Annotated in this window: 8 protein-coding genes; 6 read left to right on the forward strand and 2 right to left on the reverse strand. The window is 75.3% G+C overall.

The features are described from left to right. The first annotated feature begins 14 nt into the window (after nt 1–14). The 4 genes from ACF073_RS07620 to ACF073_RS07635 all read left to right on the forward strand — a co-directional run bounded on the left by ACF073_RS07620 (nt 15) and on the right by ACF073_RS07635 (nt 7185). Nucleotides 15–2702 (forward strand): protein kinase, encoded by a 2688-nt coding sequence (locus ACF073_RS07620; RefSeq protein ID WP_392067505.1) that lies wholly within the window; start codon nt 15–17, stop codon nt 2700–2702. Beyond that, nucleotides 2699–4327 carry a hypothetical protein gene (locus tag ACF073_RS07625; RefSeq protein ID WP_392067506.1) on the forward strand — a complete coding sequence of 543 codons (1629 nt, stop codon included), beginning with the start codon at nt 2699–2701 and terminating at the stop codon, nt 4325–4327. Before ACF073_RS07620 ends, ACF073_RS07625 begins: the two co-directional genes overlap by 4 nt. 139 nt (nt 4328–4466) lie before the next feature. Then, a complete protein-coding gene (locus ACF073_RS07630) occupies nt 4467–6479 on the forward strand; it encodes an AAA family ATPase (RefSeq protein WP_392067508.1) in 2013 nt (670 codons plus the stop codon). Beyond that, nucleotides 6454–7185, forward strand: coding sequence for an FHA domain-containing protein (locus tag ACF073_RS07635; protein WP_392067509.1), 732 nt, complete (start codon nt 6454–6456; stop codon nt 7183–7185). The genes ACF073_RS07630 and ACF073_RS07635 overlap by 26 nt, the downstream gene beginning before the upstream one ends. 64 nt (nt 7186–7249) lie before the next feature. Here the strand turns inward: ACF073_RS07635 and ACF073_RS07640 are convergent, their stop codons facing one another. Next, on the reverse strand, nt 7250–7918 hold the full coding sequence (locus ACF073_RS07640; protein ID WP_392067511.1) for a hypothetical protein: 669 nt from the start codon (nt 7916–7918) through the stop codon (nt 7250–7252). A gap of 186 nt (nt 7919–8104) precedes the next feature. Further along, nucleotides 8105–9169 (reverse strand): biotin/lipoate A/B protein ligase family protein, encoded by a 1065-nt coding sequence (locus tag ACF073_RS07645; protein WP_392067716.1) that lies wholly within the window; start codon nt 9167–9169, stop codon nt 8105–8107. A 474-nt stretch (nt 9170–9643) separates the two neighbouring features. Between ACF073_RS07645 and ACF073_RS07650 the strand changes: the two genes are divergently transcribed. Next, nucleotides 9644–11461 carry a gamma-glutamyltransferase family protein gene (locus ACF073_RS07650; RefSeq protein WP_392067512.1) on the forward strand — a complete coding sequence of 606 codons (1818 nt, stop codon included), beginning with the start codon at nt 9644–9646 and terminating at the stop codon, nt 11459–11461. A gap of 95 nt (nt 11462–11556) precedes the next feature. Beyond that, complete coding sequence (locus ACF073_RS07655) at nt 11557–12402, forward strand: inositol monophosphatase family protein (RefSeq protein WP_392067513.1); 846 nt, start codon at nt 11557–11559, stop codon at nt 12400–12402. The last annotated feature ends 52 nt before the right edge of the window (nt 12403–12454 follow it).

Raw genomic sequence — 12454 nt, forward strand, 5'->3', positions numbered from 1 at the left:
CGGAAGGCCGCACGATGACGACCACGCCGCCCACCCGATTCGTCGATCACGAGGACGGGGGATTCACCAATGCCCGCCTCGTCGAGACACGTCCGGTCCGCTCCGATGTGCCCCCCGGCCTTGCCGACCGCTTTCTCCTGATCACCGTGCTCTCCGCGGCGCGGCGGCCCGCCGAGGCCGTCGTCCTGCGCGTCCGCGACCTGACCGGCCGTCATGGTCCGGCCGGAATACCCCTGGTCCTCAAGTGGTACCACCGGCTGCACGCCCCGGCCCCGGACGTGGAGCGCGAACTGCGCGCACTCGGCGAGCTTCCCGCGCCCCACCTGGAACGGCTCCTGGAGACCGGCGAGGCGCACGGACACCCCTGGCACCTGTGTGCCTCGCACGGCGAGGAGACCCTGGAGAAGTACCACGAGGAGCACCCCGACGGCCTGCCCCCCGACGCCGTCGCAGCGGTGGTGAGCCAGCTCTGCGACGCCGTCGCCGCCCTGCACGAACGGGGCGTCGTGCACCGGGACATCACCCCGGACAACATCATGGTGCAGTCCCGCCGGGGCGACACGGCCGACCTGGTCCTCGTCGACTTCGGCGCCGCCGTCCACCGGCCCGACGAGGCGGTGGAGCCCCGGACCGACTGGCGCGGCAAGCCCCTCTACCTGCCCCCGGAGGCCGGGTTGCTCCGGCAGACCGTCTCCGAGGCCGGCGACTGGTGGTCGCTCGGCATGGTCGTCGCCCAGCTGGCCCTCGGGCGGCACCCCATCGAGTTCCGCCGCGACGAGGACGTCCTCGCCGAGGTCGCCACGCACGACCCCGATGTCACGGGCATCACGCACCGCAGGACCCGCGCGCTCTGCGAGGGCCTGCTCACCCGGGCCCCGGAGCACCGCTGGCAGGCGGCGCAGGTGCGGGACTGGCTGGACGGCGAGGACCCCGACGTCGCCCCGCGCAGCGACGCGCGGATCTTCCCCGACGACCCCACCCGCCCCGCGATCCAGCCCTTCCCGTTCCTGGGCCAGGAGTTCACCGGCACCGAGCGGCTCGCCGTCCATCTGGACCAGAACCACGTCTCGGCGGCGCGGATGCTCGCCCACGACGACGACCGGGCCCGGCTCGTCGTCTGGCTCGGCCAGTTCGAGACCGTCGGCAACCGCAGCGGAGCGGACCGGGCCCGGCTCGCGGAACTGCGGACCGATCTGGAGCGGCCCCCCGCCCCCGGGACGGTCGCACGGCTGCTGAACTGGCTCGGCCCGGGTCTCGACGTCTCCTGGCACGGCGCCGGCCTGGACGCGCAGAGCATGCGGCGGCTGTGCCAAGGGGCGAGGGACGGGCACGCCGACGCCGTCGCCCTGCTGCGGCACCTGGCGGACCACCCCCAAGTCCTCACCGAACTCGCGCAGCGCCCCGGCGGCCACGGCCTGGACACGGCGGACCGCGACTGGCGCGTGCTGAGCGCCCGGTGGGGGCCCACCGTCCGGGAACTGAGCCGCGACCGCCGGGACCGGGCGGAACTCAGGCACACCGTCGCGGTGGACGCCTGGCTGCTCCAGCTGGCGCGCGAGCCGGAACGCACCAGGAACGGGCTCACCCAGGCGCTGCTGCGGGTCCGCGCGGAGCTGCCGGGACCGGTGCCCTGGTTCGACGCGCTGCTCTTCGCCCGGGACGACGACGTGCGCCTCGTCGCGGCCGTGCTGCTCAGCGGCCGTGCGCGGGAGGAGGCCGAGGCGTTCGCCAGACAGCGTGCCGCCGAGGAACGCGACCGGCTGCTCGCGGCCGACCAGGACGGACTCATCGCCCTGCTGCGCCGGATGGACCGGCTGCCCACGCTGGGCTGGGCGCTGTTCGGCGCCGTCGTCGTCACCGCCCCCTGGACCTTCGTCATCGGCCTCGCGGACGTGCTGGGCCGCGCCACCCAGGACGCGGTCGTCACGGCCTGGCTGGAGGCGCTGCCCGCCGCCGCGTTCGTCTTCGTGGTGGAGATGTGGACCGCCGTGTACATCGGGCCGCCCTTCTACCACCCCGCCAGATCGCTGGCCGGCCTCCTGATCCGCAGCGCGGAGCGTCCTGGCCGGCTGGCCCGCACCCGGGCCGGCCGGCTGATCGGAGCGGCGCTCCTCGTGCTCGCCGGCCTGATCGGCTTCTACGCGATCGCCGTCGCGCCCTGGCTGTGGCCGCTCGCCTCGGCCGCGGCCGTCGCCCTGTGGAGCGTGGTCCGCTGCTGGGCCTGGCGGCGCCTGCGGCGCGACCTCCGGGCCCGGCGAACGGCCCTGCACCGCGGCCGGGAGTGGCGGCGCCCGAGGAGCGGTACGGACCGCCCCGCCCGGGACGTGCGCCGCGTGTGGCGGGCGGCGCGGGAGCGGTGGGCGGGCCTGCGCCGCGGTGCCGGGGCCGGTGCCGGGGCGCGTCAGCGGCGGCGTGAGCGCGAGGCGGAGCAGGGGGCGGACGGCGCGGCGGAGCCGGGAAGGCATCGCCGGAGCGGCACGTGGTGGCGGCGGGGCCGGGCGTGGTGGCGGGGCCGGGCATGGTGGCGGGGCCGGACTTGGTGGCGCCGGCGGGGCCGGGCGTGGTGGCGCCGGCGGGCGGACGGCGCCCCGCGCGCGGACCGGAGCCGGGGCCCGCGGCGGCTGTGGCGCGAGTACCGGGCACGGCGTGCGGTGCGCCGGGCGTCCGGGACGAAGGACGACACGACAGGAGAGCAAGTATGAGTTCCGGACTCGCCTACCCCATGATCCAGACGGTGGACCCCGCCGTGTACTTCACCGCGCCCCCGCCGCCGCTCGACGCCGGCGCGCTGCCGCACACCGGGATGCTGCACCTGCATGACGCGGCCGGGCAGGCCTCCGCCCACCTCGCCGACGCGGCCGGGCAGGCCGTCCACCACGCGGCGGACGCGGCGCTCCAGGTGCTCGGCTCGCTCAGCGGCGTCCTGCTCGCCGGGCGGGCGGCCCTGCTCGGCACCCGGCTGCTCGCCGCCGCGGCGGTGCGCGCAGCGGACGAACAGCGGTGCCTGGAGCTGCGACAGCGGCTGGCGGCCACGGCCGCCGAACAGTGGGAGGCCGCCGCCTTCGCCGCCGTCCGGGTCAACGCCCGCAGGAGCGCCCTGCTGGCACGGGCGGCCCGGGCCGGGGCCCGCGGCGGGCCGCCCGGACCCCCGCCGGTCCCCGACGTGCCGCCGCCGCTGGCCCCGGCCGGAAAATGCCTGGGCGATCTGCGGCAGGAGACGGTCCGCGCCGACGAAGCCCTGCGCCGCGCGGAGGAACGCCACGCCGCCTGGGAACAGCGGCGGACCGCCGCCCTGCTGCGGCTGGACGAGGACCAGGACGACGACTGGCAGCGCGCCCTGCGCGAGAGCCGGGACAGGGCGCTGCTCCGGTTCGCCGCCGGGCGCACCGCCGACGCCGAGGCACGGCAGGTGCCCCGGCAGCCGTCCGGCCCCGCCACGCCCGTCGCGCTCGACCCGGACGAGATCCGCCGCATCGGTGCCGAGATCCTCGGCTCCCTCGACCCCTACGCCGCCGCCGAGACCGCCGAACTCGCCGCGCAGGCCGTCCGGCACGCCGTACGCCGCGCCGCCGGCGACCCCCGCCGGACCCGCATCCACCTCACCGAGGCGCGCAAGTTCGTCCGGGACGCCAACCAGCGGGCGCAGCGGGACCGGGAGGCCCAGGAGCGCGCGGCACAGCACCTCGACTTCCTCGTGTACGAGACCCCGGAGGGCGCCGAGGACCTTCCCGCGGCACCCGACGCCGTGGCCCTGCTGCGGCGGACCCTGGACGAGGGCACCGCGCTCACCACGGCCGAACGGGAGCTGGTGGAGGGCCGGGTGGAGGAACGGGTGCACGCCCTGGAGGCGGTCTACGTGCAGCAGCAGTGCGTTCGCGCCTTCGCGGACCTGGCCGGCAGGTTCGGCGGCCGCGCCGGGGCGGGGCGGCCCGCCGGGCAGGACATCCGCCTCGACTGGACGCCGACGGGCTGGGACCCCGGGCACTGGCTCAGGGCAACCCTGGTCGACGGCCGGTTCCGGGTGGCCACCCTGTACCGGGGCGGCCCGGGGGAACGGACACCCGAGCAGCGCGCCCTTGACGACACGCGCTGCGCCGAGACCCGTGCACTGCTCGCCGAGTTCGAGGCGGTCACCGGCGCGCAGGGCCTGGGGCTCCAGTTCACGCTCGAACGCACCGAAGGGGCCGTGCCGGGAGTGCTGGGGGACAACGCCCTGGTGATCGACGAGTTGGCGGACGCGGCTGCCCGGACGGCCGGCCGGCGCCAGGACGCGCCCCCGCGGGAAGGGCCCCGGCACCGTACCGCCGACGGCGACGGCCGCCGCTGAACACGGCGGCCGGCCGCCGCCGAGAACGACGCTGTGATCCCCGCTGGGAACCCTGCTGAGATCCGCTGAGATCCGCCGAGAACACCGCCCCACCCATGGCCGGCGCGCGGCCCGCGACAGCGCGCACCGGGGAGGAACGATGGACCTGACCAAGGAAGACCGGCTCCCGCCCTTCGTGGAGGAGCTGACCGGAACGCTGGGGGTGCACGCGCAGTACGTCCTGCACGGCAACATCCGTGATCTGCATCTGGTGCGCAGGCGCGGCCGGGACGAGTTCCACCCGCTGCTCGACGTGCTGTGGAACCCGCTGCGCAAGAAGGGCTACGACGCCCTGGTGCTCTGCGACCAGGTGAGCGGCTTCCGGGTGGCGGAGGTCGGCGCGGGCGAGGCCCGGGCGGTCGTGGCGGAACTGCTCCAGGGGCCCGGCGAGTTCCCCGGCCAGACGGCGGCGCAGCGCCAGGCGGTGCTCGACCGGATCCGGAACATCACCAAGGGGTGGGCGGAGCAGCGGAACGAGATGGTGCGCGACGGCCGCCGGCTCCGGCCGCTGCGGGTCGCCCTGGTGGTCGACCACGCCTCCCGGCTGCTCACCGACCCGTCCCGGCCGACCCCCGACGAACGGGACTTCTTCCTCGCCTGCCTCAAACTCGCCGACGAGGCGGAGCCGTTGCCGCCCCGGACCGGTCCCGGCGTCGTCCCCCTGAAGCCGGGCGCGTTCAACCCCGTCATCTGGCTCGCCGACGGGGACCGGGACGTGCCCGGATGGCTGCTCGCGGGCAGCGAGCGGATCCGCGCGGTCGCGGTCCCGGAGGCCGACGCCGACGAGCGCGGCACGATGGCCGGCCTCCTCCACCGGAACTACGAGAAGTACCCGGGCCACGGCAGCCGGGACGGCGCCGCCGCGCCCGCCGGCGCGGACGCCGCGGAGACGGCCCGGGCGGTCGGCGCCTTCGCCCGGGCGGCCTCCGGCCTGAGCCTGCGGGCCATGGAGGAGAGCGTGAAGCTGGCCCGCTCCCGGGGCCTGCCGTTCGCCGCGATGCCGGACGCCGTACGGATCTACCGGCTCGGAGTGGAGAAGAACCCGTGGAGCCGCGGCGAGATCCGCCGACGCATCATCAACGGCGAGGACCCCGAGCGCGAAGGGTCCATCCCCAACCGGGTGCGGGGGCAGGAGGCGGCCGTGGCGATGACCCTGGACATCCTCAAGCGCGCCGCGCTGGGGCTGTCCGGGGCACAGGCCACCAGCCCCGGACACCGGCCGCGCGGTGTGCTGTTCTTCGCCGGGCCGACCGGAACCGGCAAGACGGAGCTGGCGAAGGCCGTGGCCTCGGTGCTCTTCGACAGCGACCAGGCCTACCTCCGCTTCGACATGAGCGAGTTCTCCGCCTCGCACTCCGCCGACCGGCTCGTCGGCGCCCCGCCCGGCTATGTCGGCTACGAGGCGGGCGGCGAACTGACCTCCGCCGTACGGGAGAACCCCTTCCGCGTCATCCTCTTCGACGAGATCGAGAAGGCGGACAAGGGCATCCTCGACAAGTTCCTCCAGGTGCTGGAGGACGGCAGGCTCACCGACGGGCAGGGCGTCACCACCTACTTCAGCGAGTGCGTGCTCATCTTCACCTCCAACCTCGGCGTGCAGCGCACGGACCCGGAGACCGGGGAGCGCGAGTGGATCGTGAAGCCCGGCACGCCGTACAAGAAGGTGGAGGCCACCGTCCGGGACAACGTCAAGAAGCACTTCGAGCAGGTCATCGGGCGGCCGGAGCTGATGAACCGGATCGGCGGCAACGTCGTCGTCTTCGACTTCATCTCCGAGGAGGTCGCCCAGCAGATCTTCGAGCTGCAGGTCCGCAACATCCAGCGCCAGCTGGCCCAGGGCCACCAACTCCTCCTGCACATCGAGGACACGGCCCGCAGCGCGCTGCTGGAGCACTGCACCCGGGACAAGTGGAACGGCGGTCGCGGCATCGGCATGGTGCTGGAGACGCATCTGATCAACCCGCTGGCCCGGCAGCTGTTCGCCGCGTCCGACCTCGGTCCCGGCACCACGGTCGTGGTGACGGACGTACGGGAGGCCGACAACGGCCGGGTCGACACGACGGTCGTCCTGAAGAAGGGAGACGGGGTTGCCGGAGGTACGCGACTGGGATGACGAGGACGACGCGTACGAGGAGTGGGACGGGGGTGAGCGGGAGGACGGCGACGGGTCGTCCGGCGGGCCGGACGCCGAGGAGTGGCACGCCGAGGTCTGGGACAGCCATGACCCGGACGACGGGCCGGACGGCGACGGGTCGGACAGCGGGTCGGCGGACGACGACTGGGAGCCCGTCGGCGTCGTCGTGGACCCCGTCGGCCCGGCGGCCGGCACGGCCGCGCCGCTCGTCGGCGAGCGGTGCCCGGAGTGCTCCGCCGTCGTTCCCGCCGGTATGCCCGGGTGCCCGTCCTGCCTGGCCCCGGCCGGGGCGTCCCGGCGCTCGGAGCCGCCGGCGGGGACGGTGCTGCGGCTGGTCTTCCGCACCGGCGGCCGGCACCTCGACGTGCCGCGCGGCGCGGAACTGCGGCTGGGGCGCAGCAGCAGCTGGGCGCCCGAGTCGTCGGGGGTGCTGGCCGGCGAGGAGTCGGTCTCGGGCCGGCACGCGACCGTCGTGCACGGCGCGGACGGCGCGGCCTGGGTGACCGAGGTCGCGCAGGGCGCCACCAACGGCACGCGCGTCAACGGCCATGTCCTGGTGCCGGACCGGGCCGTCCGGCTGCGCGACGGCGACCGGGTCGAACTCGGCCCCCGGGCGGCCTTCGTGGTCCGCGGCATCGTGGCGGACCCCGCCGAGCCCCCGGACCGGCCGCCGGCGAACGGCTGACCGAGGCGCCGCGGCGTACGGACCCACCCGGGCCGCCGCACCGCCGCATCGCGGGCGTACGGGCTCAGCCCTGGCCGCCGCCCAGCGCCGCGACCGCGGACCTGGCCGCCTTGATGGCCCCCTTGTTGATCTCGTCCGTGCCGGGGGCCTTCTTGGTCTCGAAGTCGCTGCCGCTGTACGTGACGACGACGAGGGCGTTGGCGACGCGGGCCATCACCACGCCCTCCCGGGTCTGCTGTCCGTCCTCGGAGGTGAGGTTCACGACGGAGTAGGCGCTCGCCCCGAGCCCGGGGACGGGCCCGCCGCCGCTCCTCTCCTTGACCCGCTCCTCGTACTCCTTCCCCGCCTCCTGGTCGGACTCCCTGATCTCGAACGACACGTCGAGCCAGCGGTAGTCGAATCCCTTGAGGGCGTTCCAGGAACAGGTGCGGCGCAGGGTGGTGTCCGTCGAGGGGATCTCCTTGCCGGCCTTCTTCGCCCCCGGCACCAGGGCGGTGACGGTGGCCGAGGGCACGCCGGAGCAGGGGGCGGGCGCGGTGGTGTAGGTCTTCGCGGCGGTGCCGGCGGACGGGGCGGCGGAGGACGAGCCGGCGGGGGTGTTCTGGGTCGTTCCGTGGCCGGCGGCGGCCGGGGGTGCCGCCGGTCCTGAGGTCAGCGCCCAGCCGGCGCAGGCGAGCACCGCGACCGGCGACAGACGCGCGGTGAGAGCGAGCGGCAGAGGAAGAGAAAGCACAGCGCACTTCTCGTGGGGGAGGGGGTGCGGAGGGGGTCCGCAGGGTGGACGGGGACGACAGTGTCACACGACTGCCTGTGGGGCGGAAGTGTCAACTCGCTGCGTACCCGGGCGGTCACGAAAGCGCGTTCACGACGTACGGGTCTGCCCGTTATGCGCTTTCGGCCGCGCCCCCTCGGCCGGCGGTCACGGCACCCGCGCCGTCCACCGCGACGACGAGAACTTGGTGCGCGCGAGCTCCCGGGCCCGGGCCAGCTCCTCGTCGGTGACCTCGCCCGCCGTCAGCCCGTAGCGCGAGCGGAAGGAAGCGACCATCCGGTCGATGACGGCCTCGCGCGCCAGCCCCGTCTGCCGCCGCAGCGGATCGACCCGCTTCTTCGCGCTCGCCGTCCCCTTGTCGGACAGCTTCTCCCGGCCGATCCGCAGCACCTCGGACATCTTGTCGGCGTCGATGTCGTACGCCATCGTCACGTGGTGGAGTACGGCACCCGGGCCGCCGTCCGGTCCGACGATGCGCTTCTGCGCGGCGCCCGCGATCTTGCCCTGGTCCGTGGCGATGTCGTTCAGCGGCTGGTACCAGGCCCGGATGCCCATGTCGGCGAGGGCGGCCAGCACCCAGTCGTCCAGATAGGCGTAGCTGTCCTGGAAGGTCAGGCCCTGGACGAGGGACTCGGGCACCGACAGCGAGTAGGTGATGGTGTTGCCGGGCTCCACGAACATCGCGCCGCCGCCGGAGATCCGCCGCACCACCTCGATGCCGTGCCGGGCGGCGCCCTCCGGGTCCACCTCGTTGCGCAGCGACTGGAAGCTGCCGATGATCACCGCCGGGGCTCCCCACTCCCACACTCTGAGCGTCGGCGCCCTGCGGCCCGCCGCCACCTCGGCGGTCAGCACCTCGTCCAGCGCCATGTGCAGGGCCGGCGGCTGCGGGGCCTCGTGGATCAGCTGCCAGGCGTAGTCCGTCCAGTCCGTGGCGTGCGCGAGCGCGCGGCGCACCGCGACGCCGACGCCCTCCGCCGTCAGCCCGTACAGGACCGTCCCCGGCGGCAGCGCCCCCTCGATCCGCGCGGCCAGCGCCGCCGCGCCGGCGTCCGCCGGGGCGCCCTCCAGCGCGCCGTTCATCGCGTCCAGCGCCTCGTCCGGCTCCAGGAAGAAGTCGCCCGCCACGCGCACGTGCCGCAGCACGCCGTCCTCGACGTCCACGTCCACGACGACGAGCTTGCCGCCGGGCACCTTGTACTCACCGTGCACTGCCATGGCCTCCGTTCCTGTCGTACGGGACACCTCGGGCATCCGACCCGGCAGGCTCCGTTCCGTCAGCTGTCCTTCGACGGTACGTCCGCCGAGGCGATCGGCCGGCCGCGCGGCCGGCGCGTCAGCGGCTCACCGTGATCCCAGAGCCCCCGCGGCCGTCGCGAACGGGCGGTGCGCGAGCACTTCGACGACGAGGCCGGTGCGCCGGTCCGCGCGGTCGCCCTGCTCAACGCGGCGACCCGGATGAAGGTGATCGTGCACAACCCCGGGGGGCTCGTACGAGCCCGGCGTGTTCGCCGGCACGTCCGACTGGCCGTCAGGCGAGACGCGGCCCGGCCCGGACTCGCTGGTTCCGGGCCGGGTCCGCGCTCTCCACGGAGGGCTCCGCGACCAGGCGGACGTGGTGTTCCCGGGCGGCGATCACGTCCGTACGATCGGCCGGGAGACGTACCCGAGCCGAGGAGCGCCCTGTTGTTCACCACCCGGCCCACCCTCCAGGGCACCTTCGGCATGGTCTCCTCCACCCACTGGCTGGCCTCGCAGTCGGCGATGGCGGTCCTCGAGGACGGCGGCAACGCCTTCGACGCGGCCGTGGCCGGCGCGTTCGTGCTGCACGTGGTGGAGCCGCACCTCAACGGGCCGGCCGGCGAGGTGCCGATCCTGCTCGCCCCTTCGGGCGGCGCCGTGCGCGTGCTGTGCGGCCAGGGCGTGGCCCCGGCGGGCGCCACCCCGGCCCGCTACCGGGCGCTCGGCCTCGACCTGGTGCCCGGTACCGGACCGCTCGCCGCCGCCGTGCCCGGCGCCTTCGACGCCTGGCTGCTGCTCCTGCGCGACCACGGCACCAAGTCCCTGGACGACGTGCTGAAGTACGCCATCGGCTACGCCGGACACGGGCACGCGCCCGTGGAGAACGTCGGCGCGACCGTCGAGAGCGTACGGCGGCTGTTCGAGACGGAGTGGACCTCGTCGGCCGAGCTGTACCTGCCCGGCGGCCGGGCGCCCCGGACCGGCGCGCTGCTGCGCAACCCCGCGCTCGCCGCCACCTGGCGGCGGCTGCTGGCCGAGACCGCCCACGCGGGCGGCCGGGAGTCCAGGATCGACGCCGCGCGCGAGGTGTGGCGCTCCGGATTCATCGCCGAGGCCCTGGTACGGCAGTCCCGGCGGCCCACCATGGACACCAGCGGCGAGCGGCACACCGGCACGCTCACCGAGGCCGACCTGGCCGGCTGGTCGGCGTCCTACGAGACCCCGGTGACGTACGACTGGAACGGCTGGACGGTGTGCAAGGCCGGCCCCTGGAGCCAGGGCCCCGTCCTGCTCCAGCAGCTCGCCCTGCTCCCGCCCGAACTGCCCGCGTACGGCTCCGCCGACTACGTCCACCTGCTGATCGAGGGCTGCAAGCTCGCCATGGCCGACCGCGAGGCCTGGTACGGGGACGCCGCCGATGTGCCCCTCGCGGACCTGCTGTCGGACGACTACAACACCGCGCGGCGGGCCCTCGTCGGCGACCGGGCCGTGCACGAGCTGCGCCCCGGCAGCCCGGGCGGACGCACCCCGCGGCTGCCCGCGCAGGCGCACGCGCGCGTGCCGGCCGGCCCGCAGCCCGGCTTCGACCCCATGGGCGCCGGCGAGCCGACCGTCGCCCGGCTGCCCGGCGAGCCCGAGGTGGCCGCCGACGGGGCGACCCGCGGCGACACCTGCCACCTGGACGTCGTCGACCGCTGGGGCAACATGATCGCGGCCACGCCGAGCGGCGGCTGGCTCCAGTCCAACCCCGTCGTCCCCGAACTCGGCTTCCCGCTCGGTACCCGCCTGCAGATGACCTGGCTGGAGGAGGGACTGCCGGGCTCCCTCACCCCGGGCCGCCGCCCCCGCACCACCCTCACCCCGTCCCTCGCGCTGCGCGACGGGGTGCCGGTCATGGCCTTCGGCACGCCCGGCGGCGACCAGCAGGACCAGTGGCAGCTGCACTTCTTCCTCGCCGCCGCCCTGCGCGCCCCCGTCCGCGGCGGCCTCGACCTCCAGGGCGCCATCGACGCCCCCAACTGGCACAACGACAGCTTCCCCAGCTCGTTCCACCCGCGCGGCCGGCGCCCCGGCAGCGTGACCGTGGAATCCCGCACGGACCCCGGGGTGATCGGGGAACTGCGCCGGCGCGGCCATGACGTGACCGTCGGCCCCGCCTGGTCCGAGGGGCGGCTGTGCGCGGTGGCCCGGGACCCGGAATCCGGCATCCTGTCGGCGGCGGCGAACCCGCGCGGGATGCAGGGCTACGCCGTAGGCCGCTGACCGCCCGCCCCGGCACCCCCGCTCTTCGACCCGATTCCACCTCGCGTACACCCGCGGTGCGAGGAATGTCAGTGGAACATGCTCTTATAGGACACATGATCGAACAGACGGAAACCATCGAAGAGTTTCTCGCCCGCCGCTCGGCCGACGTCGAAGAAGCGGTCCGCGAGGCCGCGGCGGCCGAGATCCTGCCCCGCTTCCGCCGCCTCGCCGCACACGAGGTGGACCAGAAGAGCGGCCCGCACGACCTGGTGACGGACGCCGACCGCCTCGCGGAGCTGCGGCTCACCGAGGCCCTCGCCGCCCTGCTGCCCGGGTCGCTGGTGGTCGGCGAGGAAGCGGTGCACGCCGATCCGGCGGTGTACGAGGCGCTCCAGGGCGACGCACCGGTCTGGATCATCGACCCGGTCGACGGCACCCGCCAGTTCGTCAACGGCGACGACGGCTTCTGCACCCTGGTGGCGCTCGCCCACCGCGGGGTCGTGATCGCCTCCTGGACCTATGCCGCGGCGCGCGACCAGTTCGCCACCGCCGTCCGCGGCCAGGGCGCCTTCCTCGACGGGGAGCGGCTGTTCGCGGGTCCGCCCGCGCCCGGCCGGGACCTCGTCGTCGCCACCTCCCACCCGGACTACACCACCGACGGGCAGAAGCGCGCGCTGCGCGCCCTGTGGACCGACGGGCTCGCCCCGCGCCCGTGCGGCTCCGCCGGCCTGGAGTATCTCGCCGTCGCCCGCGGCGAGTTGGACGCCGTCGCCTTCTCCTGGGAGGCCGCCTGGGACCACGCGGCCGGCCTGCTCCTGGTCGAGGAGGCGGGCGGCACCCACCTCACCTCGGCCGGCGAGCCGTTCCGCGTCACCGGCGGCAACGCCCTGCCGTTCACCGCCGCCCGGGACGCCGCCACCGCCCGCCGGGTGGTCGGCCTGCTGCGCACCGCCTCCTGAATCCCGCGGCCCCCGGGCCCGGGGAGTGTCGGTGCCCCGGCATATCCTGACC

Origin of the sequence: Streptomyces sp. NPDC015171, from assembly GCF_043079545.1 — a bacterium.
Classification (GTDB): Bacteria; Actinomycetota; Actinomycetes; order Streptomycetales; family Streptomycetaceae; genus Streptomyces.

Bases quoted from the DNA above. Each gene is read 5' to 3' on its own strand.
- ACF073_RS07620 (WP_392067505.1), top strand. From the start codon at position 15: ATGACGACCACGCCGCCCACCCGATTCGTCGATCACGAGGACGGGGGA.
- ACF073_RS07625 (WP_392067506.1), top strand. From the start codon at position 2,699: ATGAGTTCCGGACTCGCCTACCCCATGATCCAGACGGTGGACCCCGCC.
- ACF073_RS07630 (WP_392067508.1), top strand. From the start codon at position 4,467: ATGGACCTGACCAAGGAAGACCGGCTCCCGCCCTTCGTGGAGGAGCTG.
- ACF073_RS07655 (WP_392067513.1), top strand. From the start codon at position 11,557: ATGATCGAACAGACGGAAACCATCGAAGAGTTTCTCGCCCGCCGCTCG.